The sequence below is a fragment of the Kitasatospora sp. NPDC048407 genome, from assembly GCF_043200475.1.
In the GTDB taxonomy this organism is placed as follows: domain Bacteria; phylum Actinomycetota; class Actinomycetes; order Streptomycetales; family Streptomycetaceae; genus Kitasatospora.
The window spans coordinates 721,406-746,570 of record NZ_JBICXW010000001.1; the positions used below are offsets into that span (position 1 = coordinate 721,406).

The 25,165-nt window shown below is 71.8% G+C and carries 20 protein-coding genes; 13 read left to right on the forward strand and 7 right to left on the reverse strand.

Going from position 1 to position 25,165, the window contains the following annotated elements; genetic code table 11:
* Window positions 1-25: 25 nt before the first annotated feature.
* Together ACGFWJ_RS03455 and ACGFWJ_RS03460 are read left to right on the forward strand one after the other, a co-directional pair.
* Window positions 26-1,021, forward strand: a complete 996-nt coding sequence (locus ACGFWJ_RS03455; RefSeq protein WP_392944743.1) for a chitinase — start codon at window positions 26-28, stop codon at window positions 1,019-1,021.
* A 114-nt stretch (window positions 1,022-1,135) separates the two neighbouring features.
* A complete protein-coding gene (locus tag ACGFWJ_RS03460) occupies window positions 1,136-2,542 on the forward strand; it encodes a class II fumarate hydratase (protein WP_392944745.1) in 1,407 nt (468 codons plus the stop codon).
* 63 nt (window positions 2,543-2,605) lie between these two features.
* On the opposite strand, the gene ACGFWJ_RS03465 is transcribed toward ACGFWJ_RS03460, so the two are convergent.
* A complete protein-coding gene (locus ACGFWJ_RS03465) occupies window positions 2,606-3,058 on the reverse strand; it encodes an SPW repeat protein (RefSeq protein ID WP_392944747.1) in 453 nt (150 codons plus the stop codon).
* A 194-nt stretch (window positions 3,059-3,252) separates the two neighbouring features.
* On the opposite strand from ACGFWJ_RS03465, the gene ACGFWJ_RS03470 reads away from it, so the two are divergent.
* The 7 genes from ACGFWJ_RS03470 (at window position 3,253) to ACGFWJ_RS03500 (ending at window position 11,212) form a co-directional block, all read left to right on the forward strand.
* Window positions 3,253-4,569: a phosphoribosyltransferase family protein gene (locus tag ACGFWJ_RS03470; RefSeq protein WP_392944749.1), complete on the forward strand. Its 1,317-nt coding sequence runs from the start codon at window positions 3,253-3,255 to the stop codon at window positions 4,567-4,569.
* Between the two features lie 134 nt (window positions 4,570-4,703).
* Window positions 4,704-5,915, forward strand: coding sequence for a 4-hydroxyphenylpyruvate dioxygenase (gene hppD / locus ACGFWJ_RS03475; protein ID WP_387635100.1), 1,212 nt, complete (start codon window positions 4,704-4,706; stop codon window positions 5,913-5,915).
* Window positions 5,916-5,956: 41 nt separating this feature from the next.
* A complete protein-coding gene (locus tag ACGFWJ_RS03480; protein ID WP_387859484.1) occupies window positions 5,957-7,144 on the forward strand; it encodes a homogentisate 1,2-dioxygenase in 1,188 nt (395 codons plus the stop codon).
* A complete protein-coding gene (locus ACGFWJ_RS03485) occupies window positions 7,123-7,932 on the forward strand; it encodes a hypothetical protein (protein ID WP_392944752.1) in 810 nt (269 codons plus the stop codon). Before ACGFWJ_RS03480 ends, ACGFWJ_RS03485 begins: the two co-directional genes overlap by 22 nt.
* Window positions 7,929-9,143, forward strand: a complete 1,215-nt coding sequence (fahA, locus tag ACGFWJ_RS03490) for a fumarylacetoacetase (protein ID WP_392944754.1) — start codon at window positions 7,929-7,931, stop codon at window positions 9,141-9,143. Before ACGFWJ_RS03485 ends, fahA begins: the two co-directional genes overlap by 4 nt.
* 159 nt (window positions 9,144-9,302) lie before the next feature.
* Window positions 9,303-10,340 (forward strand): enoyl-CoA hydratase/isomerase family protein, encoded by a 1,038-nt coding sequence (locus ACGFWJ_RS03495; RefSeq protein WP_392944756.1) that lies wholly within the window; start codon window positions 9,303-9,305, stop codon window positions 10,338-10,340.
* 95 nt (window positions 10,341-10,435) lie between these two features.
* Window positions 10,436-11,212: an enoyl-CoA hydratase gene (locus ACGFWJ_RS03500; protein ID WP_387635113.1), complete on the forward strand. Its 777-nt coding sequence runs from the start codon at window positions 10,436-10,438 to the stop codon at window positions 11,210-11,212.
* A gap of 59 nt (window positions 11,213-11,271) precedes the next feature.
* On the opposite strand, the gene ACGFWJ_RS03505 is transcribed toward ACGFWJ_RS03500, so the two are convergent.
* From ACGFWJ_RS03505 to ACGFWJ_RS03515, 3 genes are all read right to left on the reverse strand, one after another.
* The gene (locus ACGFWJ_RS03505; protein ID WP_392944758.1) at window positions 11,272-14,880 is read right to left on the reverse strand and encodes an NACHT domain-containing protein; all 3,609 of its coding nucleotides are present in this window, start codon (window positions 14,878-14,880) and stop codon (window positions 11,272-11,274) included.
* Between the two features lie 242 nt (window positions 14,881-15,122).
* Complete coding sequence (locus ACGFWJ_RS03510; RefSeq protein WP_392944760.1) at window positions 15,123-16,139, reverse strand: VanZ family protein; 1,017 nt, start codon at window positions 16,137-16,139, stop codon at window positions 15,123-15,125.
* Window positions 16,140-16,189: 50 nt separating this feature from the next.
* Window positions 16,190-18,031 carry an NAD-binding protein gene (locus ACGFWJ_RS03515; RefSeq protein ID WP_392944762.1) on the reverse strand — a complete coding sequence of 614 codons (1,842 nt, stop codon included), beginning with the start codon at window positions 18,029-18,031 and terminating at the stop codon, window positions 16,190-16,192.
* A gap of 164 nt (window positions 18,032-18,195) precedes the next feature.
* Between ACGFWJ_RS03515 and ACGFWJ_RS03520 the strand changes: the two genes are divergently transcribed.
* The gene (locus ACGFWJ_RS03520) at window positions 18,196-18,795 is read left to right on the forward strand and encodes an HdeD family acid-resistance protein (protein ID WP_387859471.1); all 600 of its coding nucleotides are present in this window, start codon (window positions 18,196-18,198) and stop codon (window positions 18,793-18,795) included.
* Between the two features lie 60 nt (window positions 18,796-18,855).
* Here the strand turns inward: ACGFWJ_RS03520 and ACGFWJ_RS03525 are convergent, their stop codons facing one another.
* Window positions 18,856-20,193, reverse strand: a complete 1,338-nt coding sequence (locus ACGFWJ_RS03525) for a lipase family protein (RefSeq protein WP_392944765.1) — start codon at window positions 20,191-20,193, stop codon at window positions 18,856-18,858.
* A gap of 170 nt (window positions 20,194-20,363) precedes the next feature.
* On the opposite strand from ACGFWJ_RS03525, the gene ACGFWJ_RS03530 reads away from it, so the two are divergent.
* Complete coding sequence (locus ACGFWJ_RS03530) at window positions 20,364-21,587, forward strand: PucR family transcriptional regulator (RefSeq protein ID WP_392944767.1); 1,224 nt, start codon at window positions 20,364-20,366, stop codon at window positions 21,585-21,587.
* A gap of 1,483 nt (window positions 21,588-23,070) precedes the next feature.
* Here ACGFWJ_RS03530 and ACGFWJ_RS03535 read toward each other — a convergent pair.
* Window positions 23,071-23,700: a LysE family translocator gene (locus tag ACGFWJ_RS03535; RefSeq protein WP_387859467.1), complete on the reverse strand. Its 630-nt coding sequence runs from the start codon at window positions 23,698-23,700 to the stop codon at window positions 23,071-23,073.
* Between the two features lie 122 nt (window positions 23,701-23,822).
* Between ACGFWJ_RS03535 and ACGFWJ_RS03540 the strand changes: the two genes are divergently transcribed.
* Window positions 23,823-24,284 carry an Lrp/AsnC family transcriptional regulator gene (locus tag ACGFWJ_RS03540; protein WP_387635142.1) on the forward strand — a complete coding sequence of 154 codons (462 nt, stop codon included), beginning with the start codon at window positions 23,823-23,825 and terminating at the stop codon, window positions 24,282-24,284.
* 4 nt (window positions 24,285-24,288) lie between these two features.
* On the opposite strand, the gene ACGFWJ_RS03545 is transcribed toward ACGFWJ_RS03540, so the two are convergent.
* Complete coding sequence (locus tag ACGFWJ_RS03545; protein WP_392944770.1) at window positions 24,289-24,630, reverse strand: antibiotic biosynthesis monooxygenase family protein; 342 nt, start codon at window positions 24,628-24,630, stop codon at window positions 24,289-24,291.
* A 210-nt stretch (window positions 24,631-24,840) separates the two neighbouring features.
* On the opposite strand from ACGFWJ_RS03545, the gene ACGFWJ_RS03550 reads away from it, so the two are divergent.
* Window positions 24,841-25,098, forward strand: coding sequence for a Prokaryotic metallothionein (locus ACGFWJ_RS03550; protein WP_387635147.1), 258 nt, complete (start codon window positions 24,841-24,843; stop codon window positions 25,096-25,098).
* Window positions 25,099-25,165 lie beyond the last annotated feature (67 nt).

Below are 25,165 nucleotides of genomic sequence, written 5' to 3' on the forward strand. Positions count from 1 at the left end.
TCCGCGACTCCCGGAACGGTGACCCATGGCCATCCCCGCCCCCGCCCGTCCGCTGCTCGCCCTCGCCGTCACCGCCGCGCTGTCGGCCGGCGCACTCGCCCTGGCCCCGGCCGGGCAGGCCGCCTCCCCCGACCCGGTCGGCCTCAACGCCCCGTACGAGTACCTGGGCTGGGGCAGCCCGCAGGACCCGGTGCAGGTGATGCAGGCCACCGGCGCCACCCAGTTCACGCTGGCCTTCATGCTCTCCGACGGCGGCTGCAACCCGAAGTGGGACGGCTCCCGGGCGCTCACCGGCGGCAGCGACCAGCGCACCATCGACGCGATCCGCGCCGCCGGCGGCGACGTGCTGGTCTCGTTCGGCGGCTGGGACGGCAACAAGCTGGGCGAGAAGTGCAGTTCGGCCTCCGCGCTGGCCGGCGCGTACCAGAAGGTGATCGACGCCTACCGGTTGAAGGCGATCGACATCGACATCGAGAACACCGAGGCGTCCAACGCGACGGTCCGCCAGCGGGTGATCAGCGCGTTGAAGACCGTCAAGACCAACAACCCGGGCCTGAAGGTGTATGTCACCTTCGGCACCACGCCCTCCGGCCCGGACGCAGCCGGCACCGACCTGGTCAGGAAGGGCGCGGCGGCCGGCCTGGCGGTGGACGGCTGGACCGTCATGCCGTTCGACTTCGGCGGCCACAGCGGCGCGATGGGCACCGTCTCCACCCAGGCCGCCGACGGTCTGAAGAACGCGGTGGCGAGCGCCTACGGCTACGACTCGGCGACGGCGTACAAGCACATCGGGATCTCCTCGATGAACGGGAAGACCGACGAGGCCGACGAGACGGTCTCCACCGCCGACTTCACCACCATGCTGAACTACGCCAAGGCCCACCACCTGGCCCGGTTCACCTTCTGGGCGGTCAACCGCGACCGCCCGTGCCCGTCCGGCACCTCCGCCGGCGACACGTGCAGCGGGATCGGCCAGTCCGCCTACGCGTTCACCAAGGTCATCGCCTCCTACCACGGCTGATGCCGCGTCGGCCCGTGCCACCGTGGGGGATGGTGCGGGCCGACACACACGTCCGCAGCCGCGGGAATGCCCGGGGCCCGTGGAAGGCTGACGGGACCAGGAGGTGTCCCAACCATGGCGGACAGCAAGAACGAGCAGGGCTGGCGGACCGAGCACGACTCGATGGGCGAGGTGCGGGTGCCGGCCACGGCCAAGTGGCAGGCGCAGACGCAGCGCGCGGTCGAGAACTTCCCGGTGTCGGGCCAGCGCCTGGAGCGCGCCCACATCGCGGCGCTGGCCCGGATCAAGGCGGCGGCGGCGACCGTGAACGCGCGCCTCGGCGTGCTGGAGGAGCCGGTCGCGGCAGCGATCCGGTCGGCGGCCGAGGAGGTCGCGGAGGGCCGCTGGGACGCGGAGTTCCCGGTGGACGTGTTCCAGACCGGCTCCGGCACCTCGTCGAACATGAACACCAACGAGGTGATCGCCACCCTGGCGAGCGAGCGCCTGGGCCGCCCGGTGCACCCGAACGACCAGGTCAACGCCTCGCAGTCGTCCAACGACGTGTTCCCGTCCTCGATCCACATCGCGGCCACCGGGGCCGTGGTGCACGAGCTGATCCCGGCGCTGGAGCACCTGGCGGGGGCGCTGGAGGCGAAGGCCGGGGAGTTCGCCGAGGTGGTGAAGTCCGGCCGCACGCACCTGATGGACGCCACGCCCGTCACCCTCGGCCAGGAGTTCGGCGGGTACGCGGCGCAGGTCCGCTACGGCGTGGAGCGGCTGACGGCCACCCTGCCCCGGGTCGCCGAACTGCCGCTCGGCGGAACGGCGGTGGGCACCGGCATCAACACCCCGCCCGGGTTCTCCGCCGCGGTGATCGCCGAGGTCGCGCGGGCCACGGGGCTGCCGCTGACGGAGGCCCGCAACCACTTCGAGGCGCAGGGCGCGCGCGACGGCCTGGTCGAACTGAGCGGCCAGCTGCGTACGGTGGCCACCGGCTTCACCAAGATCGCCAACGATCTGCGCTGGATGGGCTCCGGCCCGCGCACCGGCCTGGGCGAGATCAACCTGCCGGACCTGCAGCCGGGTTCCTCGATCATGCCGGGCAAGGTCAACCCGGTGCTGCCCGAGGTGGTGCTGATGGTCGCCGCGCAGGTGATCGGCAACGACACCACCGTCACGGTGGCCGGGGCGAGCGGCAACTTCGAGCTGAACGTGATGCTCCCCGTCATCGCCCGCAACGTGCTGGAGTCGGTGCGCCTGCTGGCGAACGCGGCCCGCCTGCTGGCCGACCGCACCGTCGACGGCATCACCGCGAACGCGGAGCGCACCCGCGAGTACGCGGAGTCCTCCCCGTCGGTGGTCACCCCGCTCAACCGGTACATCGGGTACGAGGAGGCGGCGAAGGTCGCCAAGCAGTCCCTCGCCGAGCGCAAGACCATCCGCCAGGTCGTGGTGGAGCGCGGCTACCTGGATCGCGGTCTGCTCACCGAGGCCCAGCTGGACGAGGCGCTCGACGTGCTGCGGATGACCCGGCCCGCATAAGGGCCTGCGAACAGAGGTCCGCCCCGGCGCTGGGCCGGGGCGGACGTCTGGTCACGCGACGCGTCAATGCCGTCGCCGCGAGGCCGCGCCGGAAGCTCCGGCGAACACCATTCCGACCGCGGCCAGGGCCAGCAGCGTCATGACGCCGCCCGTGATCGTGTTGGTGAGGATGGTCCGGCGGATGTGAGCTCCGCCGTTGACGGCCCAGGGCGCGATGATCGTCCACACGCCGATGACCGCGCAGGCCCAGGCGCGTGCGTGCGTGCGGCCCCATGCCGGGCCGTAGCCCGCCATCAGGACGGTGTAGGCGATACCGAGCACCAGGTTGCTGATAGCCAGGTTGGTGAAGCCGCTGAAGCCGACCACCCACGGCGAGATGGCGAGGAACAGACCGGCGCAGATCGCCAGTGCCTCCGTCCCCTGCCCCGCGTTCGTGGATGTCGCCCGTTCGGCGTGTTCACGCATCTCCAGGATGTCCGGGTGATGCTCCATGCCCGACGGCAGCTGGGTAGACACCTGGATCACCTCCTCGTTGTCAGGCCAATGCGAAACCACTTGGCCGGTACCCGGTCTGAGGTGAAACTAACGCTATCGGCCGGTTAATCCTTATTTTTTACTTATCACCCGTTCTGTCCTGTTCGGTGCCCTGCCGTCCCGACCTCTCCGCTCCCTCCCCGCGCGCGTACGGTGGAGAACGGAGAGGTTCCCTCATGCACTTCACCGACCGGACCGAAGCGGGACGCCGACTCGCCGCCGCACTCACCGACACCCCCGCCAGGGCCGCCGACGCGCGGAACGCCGTCGTGGTGGCGCTGCCCCGCGGCGGGGTGCCGGTGGCGGTGGAGGTGGCGGCGGCCCTGGGGGCACCGCTGGACGTGTGCGTGATCCGCAAAGTGGGGGTGCCCGAGCAGCCGGAGCTGGCGATGGGCGCGGTCGGCGAGGACGGCGCCCGGGTGGTGAACCAGACCGTGGTGGACATGGCCGGCATCACGCCCGAGCAGTTCGCGGCGGTCGAGGCCCGTGAGCGCGCCGAGCTGGCCCGCCGCGCCGCCGCGTACCGGGAGGGCCGGCCGCCGGTGCCGCTGACCGGGCGCACCGTGCTGGTGGTGGACGACGGGGTGGCGACGGGTTCCACGGCGCTGGCGGCCTGCCGGCTGGTGCGGGCCCGGGGCGCGGCGCGGGTGGTGCTGGCGGTGCCGGTCGCCCCGTCCGACTGGACGTCCCGGCTGGCCGGTGCGGCGGACGCGTTCGTCGCGGTGCACACCCCGTCCCGGTTCATGGCCGTCGGCGAGTTCTACCAGGACTTCCGGCAGACCACGGACGACGAGGTGCTGGCGGCGCTCGAACAGGCGAACCGGCCGCGGCACTTGACGGTGGCCACCCACGAACTGGCCTTCCCGACCGGCCCGGCCGCCATCGCGGTGCCCGAACACCCCATCGGCGTCGTGCTGTTCGCGCACGGCAGCGGCTCCGGCCGGCGCAGCCCGCGCAACCGGCAGGTCGCCGAGCGGCTGCACCGGGAGGACCTGGCCACGGTGCTGTTCGACCTGCTGACACCGAGCGAGGCCGAGGACCGCTGGAAGGTGTTCGACCCGGGCCTGCTGGGCGGCCGCCTCGCCGAGGCGACCCGCACGGTGCGCCGCCACCCGCCGCTGGCGGGGCTGCCGTTCGGCTACTTCGGGGCGAGCACCGGCGCCGCCGCGGCGCTGTGGGCGGCGGCCGAACGGGACGCCGAACCGGGCGCGATCGTCTCCCGCGGCGGCCGCCCGGACCTGGCGCGGGCCCGGCTGCCGCTGGTGACGGCGCCGACGCTGCTGATCGTGGGCGGCGCGGACCAGGACGTGGTGGAGTTGAACCGGCAGGCCCGCTCCGAGCTGCGCTGCGAGAGCGAGCTGCAGGTCATCCCCGGTGCGGGCCACCTGTTCGAGGAGCCGGGGGCGCTGGAGGCGGTCGCCGACCTGGCCGCGCGGTGGTTCGCCGGACACCTCACGGTGCGTCAACCTGGAGGGGATCTGCCCGAGCACTGAGCAATCCGCCCAGTGGGATCGGCCCCGAGCTGCTCACCTTGTACACATTGAGCAGCCGGAATCGGACCTGTTGCCCACCTCACCGAGCTGGAGGAAGCTCCTCGCAACCCGACTCGACGTGGAGGAACGCACCAATGACCACCGACGCCGCTGTTGAACTGACTCCCGAGGAGCTGGCGGCCGGACTGACGGCCGAGCAGCTGCGCACTCTGGTGGGCCTGGTCGAGTACGACGCCTCGACCGACCCGTTCCCGGTGACCGCCCAGGACGCGGTCGTCTTCGTGGTCGGCAACGCCACCCAGACGGCGCAGTTCTACCAGGCCGTGTTCGGCATGGAACTGGTCGCCTACTCCGGCCCGGAGACCGGCCGCCGCGACCGCAAGGCCTTCGTGCTGCGCTCCGGCTCCTGCCGCTTCGTGATCAAGGGCGGCGTGCTGCCGGACAGCCCGCTGCTGGACCACCACCGCCGCCACGGCGACGGCGTCGTGGACCTCGCCATGGAGGTCCCGGACGTGGACAAGTGCATCGAGCACGCCCGCGCCCAGGGCGCCACCATCCTCGAGGAGCCGAACGACGTCTCCGACGAGCACGGCACCGTCCGCCGCGCCGCGATCGCCGCGTACGGCGAGACCCGCCACACCCTGATCGACCGCTCCCGCTACCACGGCCCGTACCTGCCGGGCTACGTCGCCAAGGAGTCGACCGTGGTCCGCCCCGAGGGCGCGCCGAAGCGGCTGTTCCAGGCGCTGGACCACGCGGTGGGCAACGTCGAGCTCGGCAAGATGGACGAGTGGGTGTCGTTCTACAACCGGGTGATGGGCTTCGTGAACATGGCGGAGTTCGTCGGCGACGACATCGCCACCGACTACTCGGCGCTGATGTCGAAGGTCGTCGCCAGCGGCAACCACCGAGTGAAGTTCCCGCTGAACGAGCCCGCGATCGCGAAGAAGAAGTCGCAGATCGACGAGTACCTCGAGTTCTACACCGGCCCGGGCTGCCAGCACATGGCGCTGGCCACCAACGACATCCTCACCACCGTCGACGTGCTGCGCTCGCGCGGCGTCGAGTTCCTGAACACCCCGGACTCGTACTACGACGACCCGGAGCTGCGCGAGCGGATCGGCAAGGTCCGCGTCCCGATCGAGGAGCTGAAGTCCCGCGGCATCCTGGTGGACCGCGACGAGGACGGCTACCTGCTGCAGATCTTCACCAAGCCGATCGGCGACCGGCCGACCGTCTTCTACGAGTTCATCGAGCGGCATGGTTCGCTGGGCTTCGGCAAGGGCAACTTCAAGGCGCTCTTCGAGGCGATCGAGCGCGAGCAGGACCGGCGCGGCAACCTCTGACGGGCAGTCGGTAACCAGGGCGACGAGGGAGAAGCGGGACGATGGCGTACTACCGGCAGCTGGGCTCGGTGCCACCCAAGCGGCACACCCAGCACCGCACCCCCGAAGGGGGCCTCTACTACGAGGAGTTGATGGGCGAGGAGGGGTTCTTCTCGGACTCCTCGCTGCTGTACCACCGGCACATCCCGTCGGCGGTCACGGCCGCCGCCGTGTGGGAGCTGCCGGACCAGTCCACCACCGCCAACCTGCCGCTGCTCCCCCGTCACCTGAAGCTGCACGAGCTGTTCCCCGGCCAGGAGTGGAAGTCGGCGGACGTCGTCACCGGCCGCCGGCTGGTGCTCGGCAACGCCGACGTGCGGATCTCCTACGTCGCGGCCGGCGCGCCCAGCGAGCTGTACCGCAACGGGCTGGGCGACGAGTGCGTGTACCTCGAGTCGGGAACCGCCGTACTGGAGTCGGTCTTCGGCACCCTGACGGTCGGCCAGGGCGACTACGTGATCATCCCCCGGGCCACCACGCACCGCTGGGTGCCGACCGGGGACGAGCCGCTGCGCGCCTACTGCATCGAGGCGAACAGCCACATCACCCCGGCCCGCCGCTACCTCTCCAAGTACGGGCAGCTGCTGGAGCACGCCCCGTACTGCGAGCGCGACCTGCGCGGCCCCGAGGGCCCGCTGCTGGTCGAGGGCGGCGAGGTGGACGTCCTGGTCAAGCACCGCGGCCCGGGCGGCGTGGCCGGCACCCGCTACACCGTGCCGGACCACCCGTTCGACGTGGTGGGCTGGGACGGCTGCCTCTACCCGTACGCCTTCAACATCGCGGACTTCGAACCGATCACCGGGCGGGTGCACCAGCCGCCGCCGGCCCACCAGGTGTTCGAGGGCAACAACTTCGTGATCTGCAACTTCGTGCCGCGCAAGGTGGACTACCACCCGCTGTCGATCCCCGTCCCGTACTACCACGCGAACGTGGACAGCGACGAGGTGATGTTCTACTGCGGCGGCAACTACGAGGCCCGCAGGGGCTCCGGCATCGGACAGGGGTCGATCTCGCTGCACCCGGGCGGCCACACCCACGGCCCGCAGCCGGGCGCGTACGAGCGCTCGATCGGCGTGGAGTTCTTCGACGAGCTGGCGGTGATGGTGGACACCTTCCGCCCGCTGGAGCTCGGCGAGGCCGCCACCGCCAGCGAGGACCCGAACTACGCATGGACCTGGGCGAGGCGATGAACGTACCCGAGCTGTACCGGGGGCTGTTCGACGACGCGGCGGTGTTCCCGCCCGGCGACCTGCCGCTGGCCGAGGCCGTCCCCGCGCACCGGGCGCACCGCGCCGCCCCGTACGCGGGGGCGGTGGGCCCGCTGCTCGCGCCGGTCGACAAGCTGGACGAACTCGCTTCGGCGGCACCGGAGTTCCCGATCGTGGTGACGGTGCCGACCGGTCGGCTGGCGGAGGCGCTGAAGGCCGCGGCGGGCCTGCCGCTGGCGGGCGTGGAGTACCTGGCCGGCGCGGACGTGCGGGCGGCGGTGGCGGAGCTGGACGCGCTGCTGCCGGACGGCGTCGGCGCGGCCGTCGAGGTGTCGCGCTCTTTCACGCTCTCCGATCTGGACGCCCTGGCGGGCACCCGTTACCGCGCCAAGTACCGTACCGGCGGCCTGAGTTTCGCGGCGTTCCCGAGCGTCGCCGAGCTCGCCTCCTTCCAAGTGGCGTGCGCCGAGCGGGAGTTGGCGTACAAATGCACGGCCGGCCTGCACCACGCCGTCCGGCACACCGACCTGGGCACCGGTTACGAGCACCACGGTTTCCTCAACGTGCTGCTGGCGGCCGGGAGTTCGGACCGGGCCGAGGCCACCGAGCTGCTCGCCGAGCGCGACGGGGCCCGGCTGGCGACCGCCGTGCAGTCGCTGACGGAGCACCAGACCGCGCGGATCCGCTCCGCGTTCACCGCCTTCGGCACCTGTAGCATCGCCGAGCCGTTGGAAGACCTCGCCCGACTCGGCCTCCTGGAGAACTCTTGACCACCACCACCTGGCTCGATCTGCTCGCGGACTCGCCGTTCGGCGTGCACAACCTGCCCTACGGCGTGTTCACCGCCCCCGACCGGCCCGGCCGGCGGATCGGCGTGCGGATCGGCGAGCAGGTGCTGGACGCCGGCGCGGCCGCCCGCGCGGTCGGCAGCCCGTCCGAGCTGCTGGAATCCGGAACGCTCAACCCGCTGATGGCGGCGGGCCGTTCGACCTGGCAGTCGGTGCGCGCGTCGCTCACCGAGTGGCTCACCGACCCTGCCCACCGGGCGGCCGTCGAGCCCTGCCTGCTCGACCTGGCGGACGTCCGGCTGCACCTGCCGTTCGAGGTCGCCGACTACGTCGACTTCTACGCCTCCGAGCACCACGCCACCAACCTGGGCAAGATCTTCCGCCCGGGTTCGGAGCCGCTCACCCCCAACTGGAAGCACCTGCCGATCGGTTACCACGGCCGCTCCGGCACCATCGTGGTCTCCGGCACCCCGGTGACCCGCCCGCACGGCCAGCGCAAGGCCCCCGCGGACCCGGCTCCCTCGTTCGGACCGAGCCGCCGCCTCGACATCGAGGCCGAGGTCGCGTTCGTCGTCGGCACGCCCAGCGCCATGGGCACGCCGGTCGCGCTCGCCGACTTCGCCGAGCACGTCTTCGGTGTCTGCCTGCTCAACGACTGGTCGGCGCGCGACATCCAGGCCTGGGAGTACGTGCCGCTCGGCCCGTTCCTCGGCAAGTCCTTCGCCACCTCGGTCTCCCCCTGGGTGGTCCCGCTGGAGGCCCTGCGGCACGCCCGGGTCACCCCGCCGGCCCGCGACGTCGAGCCGCTGCCGTACCTCGACGACCGCGACGCCGAACCCTGGGGCCTGGACCTGGCGATCGAGGTCGCGCTCAACGGCCGCACCATCTCCCGCCCGCCGTTCGCCTCCATGTACTGGACCGGCGCCCAGCAGCTGGCCCACCTCACCGCGAACGGCGCCAGCCTGCGCACCGGCGACCTGTACGCCTCCGGCACGGTCTCCGGCCCCGAGCCGGACACCCGCGGCGCGCTCATCGAGCTGACCTGGAACGGCGAACACCCGCTCAAGTTCCCCGACGGCACCACCCGCACCTTCCTGGAGGACGGCGACGAGGTGTCCATCAGCGCCACCGCCCCCGGCCCGGGGGGGCTGCGGGTCGGCTTCGGCGAGGTCACCGGGCAGATCGTCGGCTGATCTGTCTCACTCGGGCTGCGGGTGCGTCAACGGCGCGCCCGCAGCTCGCCGCTGTTCGGGTGAGAGTCCCGCCCGCTCTTTGACCGAGCCGGCCCGGTACCGTGCACCGGAAGATCGTCGTACTTTTCTCGAACTTTCCGGGACGGAGCGGTGGCAGCAATGACGGACACCCCGCAGGACGTGTTGATCGAGCGGACCGGCCGCACCGGCCGGATCACCCTCAACCGCCCACGCGCCCTCAACTCGCTGACCCACGGCATGCTGGAGACCGTCCGCGCCGCGCTCGACGCCTGGGCCACGGACGACCGGATCTCGGCCGTTCTGCTCACCGGCGCCGGCGAACGCGGGCTGTGCGCCGGGGCCGACATCCGCGCCATCCACGACGACGCCAAGCTCGGCGGCGCCGGCGGCCGGGCGTTCTTCCGCGTCGAGTACCCCCTCAACGAGCTGATCTCCCGCTACCCCAAGCCGTACCTCGCGCTGATGGACGGCATCACCATGGGCGGCGGCGTCGGCCTGTCCGCGCACGCCGCGATCCGGATCGTCACCGAACGCACCGCCGTCGCCATGCCCGAAACCCGCATCGGCCTCGTCCCCGACGTCGGCGGCAGCCGCCTGCTCGCCCTCGCCCCCGGCGAACTCGGCACCCACATCGGCCTCACCGCCGCCACCATGACCGCCGGCGACGCACTGTACTGCGGCTTCGCCGACCACTTCGTCCCGTCCTCCGCGCTGCCCTCCCTGCTCTCCGCCTCCGACCCCGTGGCCGCGGTCGCCGCTCTCGCCCAGCCCGCCCCCGCCTCCGAACTCGCCTCGCAGCGCGAGTGGATCGACCACTGCTACGCCGCCGACAGCATCGAGGAAATCCTCGACCGCCTCCGGGCCACCGGCCTCCCCGAGGCCAAGGAAGCCGTCGAACAGCTCCTCGCCAAGTCCCCCACCATGCTCAAGGTCACCCTCGCCGCCCTGCGCCGGGCCCGTTCCCTGCCCTCGCTGGCCGCCACCCTCGAACAGGAGTACCGGATCTCCTGCGCCGCCCTCACCCACCACGACCTGGTCGAGGGCATCCGGGCGCAGGTCGTCGACAAGGACCGCAACCCGCGCTGGAGCCCCGCGTCGCTCTCCGACGTCACCGCCGCCGACGTCGCACGCTTCTTCGTGACCCCCGAGGGCGGAGACCTGTCTTTGCCGAGGTGACCATCGTCTCGCCTGTCGAGACTGGCATCCGGGGCGGCGTTCCGAGATCGTATCCACCGTCAGTGTTCCGCTCAGCGTGGAGAGGATTTGCGGCGATGACCGAGTACGAGACGATCCTGGTGGACCGCAAGGGCCGGGTCGGCATCATCACCCTCAACCGCCCCAAGGCGCTCAACGCGCTCAACACCCAGCTGATGACCGAGGTGGTGGCGGCCGCCAAGGCCTTCGACCGCGACCCGGAAATCGGCGCCATGGTGATCACCGGCTCCGAGAAGGCCTTCGCGGCCGGCGCCGACATCAAGGAGATGCAGGACAACCGCTTCCCCGACGTCTACCTCGACGACTGGCTCGGCCCCTGGGACGAACTCGGCCGCCTCCGCAAGCCCGTCATCGCCGCCGTCGCCGGCTACGCCCTCGGCGGCGGCTGCGAGTTGGCCATGCTCTGCGACATCCTGATCGCCGCCGACACCGCGAAGTTCGGCCAGCCCGAGATCAAGCTCGGCGTCATCCCCGGCATCGGCGGCTCCCAGCGCCTCACCCGCGCCGTCGGCAAGGCCAAGGCCATGGACCTCTGCCTCACCGGCCGCATGATGGACGCCGAAGAAGCCGAACGCGCCGGCCTGGTCTCCCGCATCGTCCCCGCCGACCAGCTCCTCCCCGAAGCCTTCTCCGTCGCCGAGACCGTCGCCGCGATGTCCCTCCCCGCCGCCGTCATGATGAAGGAATCCGTCAACCGCGCCTTCGAAACCACCCTCGCCGAGGGCGTCCGCTTCGAACGCCGCCTCTTCCACGCCGCCTTCGCCACCGCCGACCAAAAGGAAGGCATGACCGCCTTCGCGGAGAAGCGGCCGGCCTCCTTCACCAACAAGTAGGCGCAGCAAGAGGGCTCGCTCCGCCCCCGGCAGAAGGCGTTGGCGGAGCGGGTCCGCGGCTAGCGCTGCAGCCACCTCAGCGCTTCGTCGGCAGTGCGGCACAGGTTCTCATCCGCGTGGGTGGTCAAGGCCCGAAGCCGGGGCACTGTCCCGGGCTCGTCCGGCCAGAGCAGTGCGAGCAACTTGACGGCCTGCACCTTGAGCTTCAGTGGCTGATCTTCCGCTTCGAGGGTCTCTCCGATCACTCGCCATGCCTTGTCCGGGGACTGAGCCGCCATATGGGCAGTGACAATGCTTCGAGCGGTGGCGCCCTCCTCCGCCGTGGCGATGGCGGCGATGACACGGCATGTGTCGTCGTCAGGCCAGGTATCGGCCAGTGCCCACAACGCATCCTCCCGGATCGGCGAATCGGGGTCGGCGAGCGCAGCCGTGATGGCTGCGCGGCTCTTCTCATCGGGCCAGCGATCCAGCAGCGCCCTCAATGCCGTGCCACCGACAACCGATTCGGGGGCGGAGAGCGCCTCCACCACAAGCGCGCGGCTCTCCTCGTCGGGCCAGCGATCCACCAGCGCCCTCAATGCGGTAGCGACGACAAACCGTTCGGAGTCGGAGAGCGCGTCCGTCACCAACGCGCGACTTTCCTCGTCGGGCCACCGCTCCGCCAACACTCGCAACGCCACTTCACGAACAGACGATTCGGCATCGGAGAGCGCGTCCCTCACCACAGCACGGCTCCCCTGGTCGGGCCACCGCTCCGCCAACACCCGCAACGCCACGTCACGAACAGGCGAATCGGCGTCAGTGAACGCCTCCGTCACCGCAGCACGGCTCTCCTCGTCGGGCCACCGCTCACCCAACACCCGCAACGCCGAACCACCGACCGGCTGCTCAGGGCTGGAAGCCCAGGCGATCACAAGGGCTCGGCTTTCTTCGTCGGGCCACCGCGCCCCCAGCACCTCCAACGCGGCTCCCCGGGGCTGCGCGGGGTCGAGGAGCGCAGACATCACCGCAGCACGGCTCTCCTCGTCGGGCCACCGCTCACCCAACACCCTCAAGGCAGTTGCGCGGGGCTGCTCGGGGTCGAGGAGCGCGGACATCACCAGAGCACGGCTCTTCTCATCGGGCCAGCGCTCACCCAACACCCTCAACGCCGAACCACGAACGAGCTCCTCGGAATCGGAGACCGCGTCGGTCACCAGAGCACGGCTCTTCTCATCGGGCCAGCGCTCACCCAACACCTCCAACGCCGTGTCACGGACAAACCACTTCGGGTCGGAGACCGCGTCCGTCACCAGAGCACGGCTCTTCTCGTCGGGCCACCGCTCGCCCAGCACCTCCAACGCGGCACTGCGCAGGTAGTAGTCCCATGGGTGACGTGCTTGCTTGGCCGACTCGGCCTCGTCCCGGCTGAGAGCCGCCGCCACGTTGCTGCCCGAGTACATGCTTCGGACGGTTGAGAGCGCGTAGTACCAGCGCAGGAACCGGTCCCGGTCCACCCAGAAGCGGTCGAAGGTCGCCAGGGCGGGCAGTGCAGTCCTGACGTCCAGGAACCCGGCGCGATTGAATCCACCGATCAGCGCATCGATGACGGCGCGACTCTGGGCTGCTACGGACGAGTCGGGGTCTCCGTCCCGGGAACCGGACCGGAGATCGGTCTCGTCCACTTCCGCCAGGACCCGGATCGCCAGCATCAGCATCGGGGTGTCCCCGCGCTCGTCACGCTCTCGGTGCCGGCGGAGCAGCAGGGCGATGAATGACGCAACCTGACGGTGGCTGAGCCCGCCGACCACCAGGAGCAGGACCTCGTGCCATGTCGGGTCTTCGGCCCGTCGTCCCAGGAGTTCGAGCAGTTCCTCCCGGCTCATCCCCTCCTTGAAGACCCGCTCCCGAAGGTCCTCGGCCGCGAGGTACTCGAGGAACGCGCGGTGGACGAATCCGTAGACACCGTCGCCGAAGTGGGCCAGCAGGAAGTTCCGCACCCGGAGACGCTGGACGAGGTGCTGCGCGGCGATCTCGGTCGAGGAACGGGAAAGGCTGGTCGACTGCTGCAGGAAGTCGCTGATCAGGCCGATGAGTTCGGTGTCCCTGAGGTACGTGCCGGCTGAACTGCCCGTTCCCTCCTGCATGTGGCGGGCGATGCGTTGCAGGAGTCGGCGGCGATTGCGGGGCTCGAGCCACTCCAAGGCTTCCACTGCGCCGCTGGACGCCGGGGCGTGCGGGGTGAGGAACTTCGCCCCGCTGTCCCACTGTTCGGTGAGCACGTCCACGGCGTGGGCGTAGACCGCACGTCGTTCCCGGGGAATGGTCCGACCCAGGCCCACGGACGCGAGGATGGTCAACAACAGTGGGTTCCCGGCGAGTTCGGCGACGGCTCGCACTCCACGTACCGCGCCCAGCAGTCGCTGGGTCAACTGGGAGGAAAGAGAGGGCTTTTCGGGGTGCGCGGCACAGTACCAGCGGCGGATGAACTCCTCCACCTGCGGGCGGGTCAAGTCCTGGAGGATCACCTGGGTGAAGCCGGCGGAGGCGAAGTCGTTGGACCGATAGCCGAATTCGCGCGAGGTGACCACCGTTCGCACCTGCGGGTGGTCCGCGGCGAAGGCTGCGATCCGACGGGCGGTCTCGGCCCGGATCTTCGGGTCGAAGATCTCGTCGAGGCCGTCGAAGAACACCGCAGCCCGGCCGGTGGCGAGGAGTTCGTCCAAGAGCCGTCGGGTGATGCCCATCCGGTCCTCGTTGTTCGCATGGTCCAGGAAGTCTTCGAGGCAGCGATCGCGCCAGCGCTCCTCCGCGAGGTGACGGAGCTCTACCACGACCGGCACCAGCCCTGCCAGTGGGGCGAGTTCGGGTGGCATCTCCTCCATCGCGCCGGCCAGCGCGAGCGCCGCGTACTTCGAGAGAGTCGATTTCCCGGCACCGGGGTCTCCCAGGACCACCAGCCGTCGGCCCGCCTCGCCGGCCAGGACCTCCAGGACGGGCCTGGCGGGCTGCGAGTGGTACGACATGCGCAGCCTGGTGGCGTCGTCGGCTGCCAGACCGGGCGGCAGTTCGGCGTCCGGCACCTTGTCCGCGAAGAGGAGTCGGCGCACCTCGCCAGGGACATGGGACAGGTAGGCGCGGCACTGCTGCGGCATGAAGACCTGCCGGATCTCGATCGCCGGCTGTTCGCCCGACCGGCTGGTGGGGCCGAGGACGTCGAGGTTCAGTCGCCGGTGCACCACGCGGACCCGCTCCAGGTAGGGCCCCACCGCATCGGTGAGTTGGGATGCCGTCTCCACGCGGATCGCTCGAGTGCCCGCTCGCTCGGCGCGGGCATCCTCGACGAGCCGTCGCCAACGGCCCGCCTGGCCGCCCATCCACCTGCGGTCGACCTCACCCGTACCGGTCAGGGAAGGGGCACCGGCCCACGAGGACCACACCGCCACCACTGCCATCAGCACGTCCAGGTTGTGCGGGATGCGGGCGTCGTGGGCCCGGTCGTCCGGGGGAAGCCATTCGCTGATCCGCTGGCCGGCGAAGGTTTCCGTTCCGGGCCGGCCGGTGGCGCGGACTGCCTTCTTCAGGTCCGTCTGACTGCACGCCCGGTTCCAGCGCTTCTTGAAGCCCTCTTCGGCCTCTCCTCGCAGCCCCGCCAGCGCCAGTCGCAGCGCCAGCTTCTTCGGCCCCATCTCCAACGGTCACTCCCTCGCCCACCCGACCAGCTGTAGATGAGCAGGGTAGAGGCACTCGCCGGTCAACCGAGTGTCAACGGCAAGCCCCTGATCAGCTCCGACCGAATTCGACCATTCGGTTCCAGTTGTCGATCTAAAGGGCGAATCGACGCGCCGACGGATCCTCGCGTCCACCTCGGTACCGTCTTCGTCGCTCTGCCCGCGCCGGCCGGTGTGCGCCAACCCACCAAACCGGCTGGTCAGTCCCGGCGGAACTCGACCACCCGGCTGTTCCGATCGACGTCCACGTGGACCGTTCCGCTGCCGAGCGCGTAGGTGAAGCGTCGGCGGCCGCCCTGCCCGCCGTGGGGGGCGAACTGAGGTTCGCCGGTCGCGGCGGGGCACCACTGGGCGAGGAAGCGGTCGGCGGCTTCGCGGGCCTGTTGCTCGGTGGCGGGGCCGAGGTCGGGCTCGTCGGGGAGGAGTCCGCCGTCGAAGTCGAGCAGCAGGCCGGACGGCCAGTCCAGGGTGAAGTGCTGGCGCTCGCCGGTGACGGCCACTCGCTCGATCCCGGGGCCGTCCAGCTGGTACTGCACCGCGACCACCCTGCTACCGGGGCCGAACAGCAACTCGGCGTCCCGGGCGGCGAGTTCGCGCTGGTGCCCGGTGGCTGCCGAGGCTCCGATGGCGACCGTCGGCTCCAGCACCAGGAAGTGCAGCGCCAGTACCGGCGCCCCGAGCGCCACGGCCAGGGCGGAGCCGAGGGCCAACTCCCGCCTGGCGGGCCGTATCCGGCGGCGCTGGACGAGGCGCACGGCGCAGCCGAGCAGTACGCCGGCCAGGCCGCCGAGGGCGTTGGCGGCGAGGTCTCCGCTGTCGCAGGCGCGGCCGATGAACGGGAGCATGCCCTGGACGGTCTCGGTGACGGCGGTCAGGGCCAGGACGGAGACCGCCACCAGGGCGGGGCGGCCGAAGGCCAGGACGGCGAACAGGCCGATCGGGACGTACATCAGCAGGTTGAGCTGGCCCTGTTCCGCGCCGAGGGTGAAGGCGAGGTCGGCGCCCCAAGTGCAGGACGGGTCCTGGCTGCCGCCGGGTCCGGTGGGGTAGAGGGTGGCGGCGAGTTCGCCGGCCAGGGCGACACCGAGCAGCACGGTGGGCCAGCGGGGGAGGTTCCGCCGGGTGGCGAGCTTCCACCCGGCGGGGCCGAGCAGCAGGGCCAGCACCAGGAAGGCCGGGATCAGGACGACGTTGTTGTTCAGGACCGCGCCGATCATTGATGCTCCGTCAACCTTCGTTGGTTACAGTCGCGTTGGACCGTACACGACTACTGGATGATACGGGCCAGCCCGGCCCTGGTGGCCGCGACGACGATGTGGTCGCCGGGGGTGAGGCGGCGGGAGCGGTCGGCGAAGTTCCACTGGTAGGCGTCGGCGCGGCGTTGCAGGCGGACGGAGACCACGCGGACGCCGCCGGTGGATTCCAGGTCGCCGATGTTGCGGCCGTCCAGCGCGGAGCCTTCCTCGACGGTGAGTTCGGCGATCAGCAGGACGTGCCGGAACACCGAGAGGGTGCCGAGGACTTCGCGGCCCATCAGGGCGGCGGCGAAGGCGGGGGCGGCCAGGTAGGAGACCGAGCGGGAGGCGACGTTGCCGAGGGTGGCGTACACGTGGTGGGCGAAGTCGTCGTCGAACAGGCGGACCACGATGCGGACTTCGGGCCGAACCGCGCGGGCTTCGAGGGCGGCTTCCAGGTTGGCGGCGTCGTCGGAGGTGACGGCGGCGACGGCGCGGGCGTGCTTGACCCGGGCCTGCTTGAGCTGGGCCTCCAGGGGGCCGTCGCCGATCAGGACGGGTATGCCGAGGGCGCGGGCGGCGGCGATGCCGCGGGCCTGCGGGTCGCGTTCCAGGCAGACCACGGGCAGGCCGGTGGCGTGGATCAGGGTGGCGACCCGGGTGCCGACGTTGCCGAGGCCGACCACGATGACGTGGTCGCGGGTGCGGGCGCCGGGCGGGCGGGGCAGGCCGCGGCGTCCGCTGGCGAGGGCTTCGACGGCGATGGCGGTGACCAGCGGGACGAAGGTGATGCCGCAGAAGGTGATCAGTACCTGGGCGGCGCGGGCCCACGGGTCGCCGAGGGCCTGGTCGGTGGGCAGGTCGGGTTGGGCGGCGCCGGCCGCGTCGAGCAGGGTGGAGTAGAGCGTCCAGCCGAGGCCGGGCGGGTGCTGGGTGCGGTAGTAGAGCACGGCTGCGCCGACCACGATGGCGGCGAAGGCGGTGATCAGGATGACCCGCAGCCGGGTGTTGGTGAAGTACTTGAGGCTGTCCAGCAGCCACCACTTGGCCCGGTTGCGCCAGGGCTGGCGGAGGGCCGGTTCGGCGTCGAGGGGTTGCAGGGCGGCGAGGCCGCCGGGTTCGGGGGCGGGGGCGAGGTCGGGGCGGCCGAGTTCGATCGGGCCTTCGCCGCTGCCGAAGCGTTCGGCGATCCGGATGAAGTCGGCGGCGCGGCCGCCGGTGTCGGGCAGCAGCCGCAGCTGGGTGAGGTCCTGACGGTCGATCCGGTCGGCGACCAGGCACAGTTGGTTGCTGTGGATGTCCTCGTCGTAGGCGACGTAAAGGTGGCGTCCGCCGACCTCGACGGAGTGCGGGCGGCCGAGGGCGCCGTTGGCGAAGGCCGGTGCGGCGGTGGCGGAGGCGGACAGGGCCGCGCAGTTGGGGAGGAGCTTCTCCAGGTGTTCGCCGAGCCGCTGGTTGAAGATGCGCAGCACGATCCGGACGCCGTGGTTGCGGTTCTCGGCGGCCATCGCGGCGTGGATGTTCTCCTGGTCGGTGCCGTCCATCAGCGCGATGCCGCGGGCCCGTTCGACACCGGCCGCGCCGAGCGCCTCGCCGGTCAGCGTGGAGTACTCCAGTACGGCCGCCACACCGGGTAACTCAGCTATCGCCGGTCCGTATTCGCGCGAGCGGTCGGGCAGCACGGCGACCACCGGCACTTCGTACTGCTCGGTGAGTTCGAGGATCAGCCGGTAGGCGATCGAGTTGCCGCCGCAGACGATGTAGTGCCCCTCGACCGGCCCGGCCCCGCCACCGTTCGGTGCTGTCCTGTCGCTGTCCCCTGTGTCGGCCGTGCCGGCCGCGGCCTGTGGGCTCCCCCGCCCCTGATCAGTCATAGCGTCAGATGGTAGACGCCCCGTCAGGACGCCAGGGTGAACAGACGGTATCGGATCCGCACCGGGAAATTCCCCCGTTCGGCGTAGTCCGCCGCGCCCGGAGGCGGGGCGGGCGTCGAGGCTGGAAGCGATCCCTGTTTCGCAGCGGCAACCCCGGAGGAGCCATGGCAGACCCCTATCGGACCGACGACAGTCCCGGCCTGGTCGGGCCGTTCCAGCAACTGGCCCGGATGGCCTGGCAGGTGGTGCTGGCGGGCGGTCTGATCTCGTTGGCGCTGGGAATCATGATCCTGGTGTGGCCGAAGCAGACGCTGTGGGTGGTCGGCGTGCTGTTCGGCGTGTACCTGGTGGTGATCGGCATCGTGCAGGTGGTCGCCGCGTTCGGTACGCACGTCGCGACGGCGCTGCGGGTGCTGGCGTTCGTCAGCGGCGCGATCTGTGTGCTGCTGGGCCTGCTGTGTTTCCGATCGGCCGCTCAGTCGATCCTGCTGCTGGCTCTGTGGATCGGCATCGGCTGGCTGTTCCGCGGCATCACGCACCTCTCCGCGGTGGCCTCCGACCCGCTGATGCCGGCCCGCGGCTGGCAGGGTTTCGTCTCCGTGCTGTACATCCTGGCGGGCATCCTGCTGATGGTGTTCCCTGCTCACTCGATCACCGCGCTGGCGATCCTGGCCGGCGTCGCGCTGCTGGTGGTCGGCGTGACCGAGGTGGTCGCGGCGATGCGGATCCGCGGCGCCGCGAAGCTGTACCCGCGCGAACTCTGAGACGCTGTCGGCACGTTGGGCCCGCCGGGGACGCTCCCGGCGGGCCCTTCGTCACATCGGCTACCGGGTGGGCTGCTCGGGGGCGAGCGAGTTGCCGGCGGGGATGCGGCCGCAGTCGCTGGGCGCGGTCTTCCCGGCGAACCGGTCGTTCAGGTAGCCGACGGCGGTGGGTGCCCACGGGACGGCCGCGCCGAGGTGGCTGAGCAGGTCGTACTGCTGGTAGGCGATCCGGCCGTTGCCGGTGGCGCAGTACTGCCGGGCCAGCGCGCGGACGTCGCCGGCCACCATCACGCCGTCGCCGGTGCCGATGCCCGGCAGGTTGGAGTAGGTGCCCTCCAGGACGCCGGCGTTGCCCTGGGCGAGGTAGCCGGGGACGGTGGGGGTGGCGGCCGAGCCGAGGTTGACCTTGTTGACGGCGGCCAGGAACGGGGGGACCGAGTTCGGGTCGGAGTACTCCGGCCTGGCGAGCTTCTTCCAGGTCAGGCCGGGGTACTGGCCGAGCGCGTTGACGATCGACGCGTCCTGCATCTTCGCGTACACCTGCTTGCCGTAGTCGCTCAGGTACGGCGTCAGGTCGAGGTCGTAGGCGCGGGCGACGCCGATGATCGCCATCGGGATGACGCCGGGCCACACCACCCCGCCGTCCACGTACCTCAGGTTGTGCGCGGGGTCGACCAGCAGTCCGCCCTCGGCGAAGCCGACCAGGCGGCGGTTGACGTCCGGCGCGTAGCCGGGGGCGAGGGCGGCGGCCCAGTTGGTGGCGATCGCGCCGCCGGAGTAGCCGAGCAGGCCGAACCGGGTGTTGACGTTCATGCCGGTCGCCGCCGAGGCGGAGACCGCGCGGATCGAGTCCAGCGTGGTGGTGCCGTACTCGGGCCCGGCGGCGAAGTCGGCGGTCTGGCCCTCGGTGTCGGGGATCACCACGTCGTAGCCCTGCAGCACGAACGGCACCACGAACAGCGCCTCCGCGTTGGGGATCGCCCCGCCGAGGGTGAGGCCGCCGGCGATCGCCCGGGACGGGCCGTCGGCCGGGTTCAGCGAGTCGTAGAACGACTGGTACGACACCGCCTTCGACCCGTCACTGCCCAGCCCCCGCACCACGGTGGTCACCCCGGCGGACGGGCGTCCCTGTGCGTCGGTGGTGCGGAACAGCAGCTGCACGGCCTGCACCGGGGTCGGTATGCCCAGCAGGTGGTACGACAGGGTGCGGGTCTTCAGCACGGTGCCGGGGGCGAACGAGGACAGCGGGGCGCTGCCGTCGTACGCGTAGAAGGTGTCCGTGGCCGCGGTGGTGGCCGTGGCGGTGACGGCGGCCGTGGCGGTGACGGCGGGGGCCGCGGTGGCGAGAGCGGCGGCGGCGAGGGCGGTGGCGATCGTCCGGGCTACGGCTCGGTACATGGCTCTCCCGTTTCTGACGGTTCCGGCTGGGGGACGGGGCGCGACCTGACGGGGGGTCGAGGGGGGATCGCGCGAGTTACCTACGGGTAGGTAACCTCCGGGGAAACCATCATGGACGCGTCGACCGGCCACGTCGCCGGGCCGCTGCACAGAGATTCGCGAGGTGGATTGTGACCGCGCCCAACGCCCAACACTCCGCCCCCGAACCACACTTCGACGGCACCCCGGTCCACCTGCGGCTGCTCGCCCTCTCCCCCGAACTCGCCGCCGAAGTCACCACCCGCCTGCTCGACCGCCTCCCCGCCTACCACGCGCTGCCGCCCGAACAACTCCGCGGCGAGATCACCCGCCAGGTCGAACGCGCCATCCGGGCCTTCGCCGACGTCATGCGCACCGGACGGCCACCCGGCGAGGACGAACTCGCCCGCATCCGCGAATCGTCCGCGCGGCGGGCGGACGAGGGCGTCCCACTCGAATCCGTCGTCGGCGCCTACCACCTCGGCGCCCAACTGTGCGCCGCCCGCCTGCTCACCGCCGCCGCACCCGCCGACCTGCCCGACATCGCCACCGCCCAGGACCGCCTGCTCGGCTACCTCCACGCCGTCAGCTGCGAGGTCGCCGCGGGTTACGTACAGGAACGGCAGGCCGCACTCGGCGACGAACAGGTCGCCCGGCAGGCCCTGCTCTCCCGCCTGCTCGAGGGCGGCGACCCGCACACCGCCGCTGACCGGGCCGGCGTCCGACTCCCCGCCCGCTACGTCGTGCTCTCCCTCGCCATCGGACCGCACCCCGACGAATCCCGCCCCGGCGTCAACCGCTCCGTCGCCGCCCGACGCAAACTCCGCCGCCTGCGCGCCGAGTTGGAGCGCCGCAACCCGGACGGCGTCCCGCTCGCCGCACTCGCCGCCGACGGGGGAACGGTGCTGCTGCCCGCCGCCCCCTTCGAACGGGACGCGCTCACCGCCCTGGTCGAACGGCTCGCCCGGGCCTGCGGCGCACCGCTGATCGCCGCCGCGACGACCGCGCCGCCCGCCGCGGTGGCCGACGCCGTCCGGCTGGCCGCCGAGATCCGGCAACTCGGCCGCGGGCCCGGCCTGTACCTGCTCGACGACGTCCTGCTCGAATACCAGCTCAGCCGCCCCGGACCGGCCCGCGACGCCCTCGCCGCGCTCCTCGCCCCGCTCACCGGCCGTCCCGAACTCCTCGACACCCTCCGGGCGTTCCTCACCTGCGGCCTCGACCGCCGCCGCACCGCCGCCCACCTCCTCGTCCACCCCAACACCGTCGACTACCGCCTCCGCCGCACCGCCGACCTCACCGGCCTCGACACCACCCGCGGCCCCGACCTCCTCACCCTGCACGCCGCCCTCACGGCCCACGACACCGTGCTCTGACGCACCCCACCCGCCAACCGCACTGCACGCAACTGGCGGGGAGAACGGCGATGCAGGCGCCACGCCCGGAACGGGTCGGGCGGCGGCACACGCGCTGCGCGCGGCCGGTGCGGAAGAACAACAAAGCAGGCGCGACGCGCGGGGCAGGGCAGGCAGCGGCACACGCGCTGCGCGCGGCAAGCGCGAGGGACCAACGAGGCTGCGCTGCGCGCGGCAAGCCCGGGAGCCGCAAGGCAGGCGCTGCGCGCGGCAAGCGCGAGAACCGCAAGGCAAGCGCTGCGCGCGGCAAGCGCGAGAACCGCAAGGCAAGCGCTGCGCGCGGCAAGCGCGAGAACCGCAAGGCAAGCGCTGCGCGCGGCAAGCGCGAGAACCGCAAGGCAAGCGCTGCGCGCCGCAAGCCCGGGAACCGCAAGGCAGGCGCTACGCGCGGCCGATGCGCGGGAACCGCAAGGCAGGCGCTGCGCGCCGCAAGCCCGGGAGCCGCAGGGCAAGCGCTGCGCGCCGCAAGCCCGGGAGCCGCAGGGCAAGCGCTGCGCGCCGCAAGCCCGGGAGCCGCAGGGCAAGCGCTGCGCGCGGCCGATGCGCGGAAACCGCAGGGCAGGCGCTGCGCGCCGCAAGCGTGGGAACCGCAGGGCAGGTGCTGCGCGCGGCAAGCCCGGGAGCCGCAGGGCAGGCGCTGCGCGCGGCCGATGCGCGGGAGCCGCAAGGCAGGCGCTGCGCGCGGCGAGCGCGAAAACCGCAGCGCGGGCGCTGCGCGCGGCAAGCCCGGGAGCCGCAGGGCAAGCGCTGCGCGCGGCGAGCGCGGGAACCGCAGGGCAGGTGCTGCGCGCGGCAAGCCCGGGAGCCGCAGGGCAAGCGCTGCGCGCGGCCGATGCGCGGAAACCGCAAGGCAAGCGCTGCGCGCCGCAGGCCCGGGAGCCGCAGGGCAAGCGCTGCGCGCGGCCGATGCGCGGAAACCGCAAGGCAAGCGCTGCGCGCCGCAGGCCCGAAAACCGCAGCGCGGGCGCTGCGCGCCGCAAGCCCGGGAGCCGCAGGGCAAGCGCTGCGCGCGGCAAGCGCGAGAACCGCAGGGCAAGCGCTGCGCGCGGCAAGCCCGGGAGCCGCAGGGCAAGCGCTGCGCGCGGCCGATGCGCGGGAACCGCAGGGCAAGCGCTGCGCGCGGCCGATGCGCGGGAACCGCAAGGCAAGCGCTGCGCGCCGCAAGCCCGAAAACCGCAAGGCAAGCGCTGCGCGCCGCAAGCCCGAAAACCGCAAGGCAAGCGCTGCACGCCGCAAGCGCCAGAACCGCAAAGCGGGCACTGCCGGGCGCTGTGCGGCGGCGGAGGGACGGCCGGCGGCGAACCGTCCACGGCGTCGCGCGGCCCTGACGATCCGTCGACGACCTGGCGCTGCGCGCGGCGACTCCGGCCGGCGGGGCGGGCCGGATCACGACAGCCCACGACGGCGCGTCGTCCTCGCCGCCTGCCGAAGGCTGCCCGTGGCGTCAGGCGGCGGCCGTGACGCCGGCCACCGCCAGGAGCAGGACTGCGGAGATCGCGGACAGGCGGCGGGCGGCGGTGGGGGTGGTGGTCAGACGGGCGGCGAGGCGGGCGGTGGTGAGGGCGACGGCGGTGTAGATCGCGGCGCAGCAGAGGACGTTGATGGCGCCGAGGGTGGCGACCTGGGCGCCGACGGGGAGCGCGCCGTCGGGGGTGACGAACTGGGGGACGAGGGAGAGGTAGAGGAGCAGGCCCTTGGGGTTGAGCAGGGCGGTCAGCAGGGATTGGCGCAGGACGACGCGGGTGGGTTGGGGCGGGGCGGCGGTGAGGGCCTCGGCGCGGCCGCTGCGGCGCAGGGTGAGCAGCATGGTGACGGCGAGGAACGCGAGGTAGCCCGCGCCGGCCAGGCGCAGGACGGGGAGCAGTCCGGGCAGAGCACGCAGCGCGGCGGCCAGGCCGGCTGCGGAGAGCAGGGTGTGGATGCCGTAGCCGGCGCAGACGCCGGCGACGGCGGTGAGGGCGGCGGTGCGACCCTGGCCGAGGCCGCGGGCGGCGATGTAGAGCCAGTCCGGTCCGGGGGTGCAGACCAGGAGCAGGTCCACGCCGAGGAAGAGCAGCAGGGCATGCGGGTCCATGGCACCTTGGGTTTCGCGTGAGGGGGCAAGCAGGGGGACGTCCTGGACGCTATCTGTCGGGCGGTGGCAGCCGATGTCCCGTTTTCGCTGGTCAGCCCCCTCGTGGGGCAGAATGTTGCGCCATGGACCGCCTCGACCGCAGAATCCTCCACGAGCTCCAGCAGGATGGCCGGCTCACCAATGCCGAACTCGCCGACCGGGTGGGGCTGACGCCGTCGCCGTGTCTGCGCCGGGTGCGTCAGTTGGAGCAGCAGGGGGTGATCCGCGGCTACCGTGCGCAGCTCGATCCGGTGGCGGTGGGGCGTGGGTTCCAGCCGTTCGTGACGGTGGTGATGCGACACGAGGACCGGTCCACGGTCGCGGAGTTCGAGCGTCGGGTCGCGGAGCTGCCGGAGGTGGTGGAGGCGCACCGGCTGTTCGGCGACCCGGATTATCTGCTGCGGGTCGCGGTGGCGGATCTGGCGGCGTACGAGCGTTTCGTCACGGATGTGCTGTCCGGCCTTCCGGGCATCGCGCAGGTGCACTCGCACCTGACGATGAAGCAGGTGAAGGCCGACCAGGGCATTCCCGTCCAGCGAGGGTGACCGGTCAGTCGACGGGGGCGGCGCCTTCGCCGACGGCCAGGTCGAGGCGGCGCAGCGAGTGGAAGTGCGCGACGGTCGGGGGGTGCTCCAGTTCGTGGAGTTCGTCCTCGGACCAGACGGGGCGGATCCGCCACATCGGTCCGGCGTAGGCGCGCAGCGCTTCCTCGTCGCGCCAGCGGGTGATCATCTGGACGCGGTGGTCGTCGTCGACGAGGGCGCACAGCAGTTCGCCGCCGAGGAAGCCGTCCCACCGGTCGAAGCCGGGCAGCACGGTGGAGGCGAGCCGGGCGCAGAACTCCTCGACCCGGAGTGGGGAGACCTGGGCCTCCCAGATTCGAATGATCATCTCGGCCTCCTCGGCGGTTCCCGGGCCCTGCTGACCATTATCGGACCTGACCGTGTTCCGACAGCTCGGCGCGGTGAGCAGCCGCCGCGGAGCCGGTGAACAGCCGCCGCGGAGGAGCCGGTGAGCAGCCGTTCGGACCGCCGCCGATTGCCGCCCGTCCGGCCCGGCCCAAGACTCGGCCGTGGACCCGTACGGCGAGAGGAGCCCGACATGGCTGTCTGCGTGGTGTGCCAGAACGACTACTGGCTGTCCTTCGAGATCAAGACGATCACCGGCGACACCTACGTCTTCGACAGTTTCGAGTGCGCGATGGAGAAGCTGGCCCCGCGCTGCGAGCAGTGCACGGTGCGGATCGTCGGCAAGGGCGTCGAGGTCGCCGGCCGGTTCTTCTGCGGTGCCAGCTGCGCCCGGACGAACAGCGTGCTCGGCGCGGAGATCCGCGACGCGGTCGGCAGCCACCCGGGCTGACCTGCGACGACGTCACCACGGGCGGCCACCGGCAAGGCGGCCGCCCGTACCGTTGCCGTACCGTTGC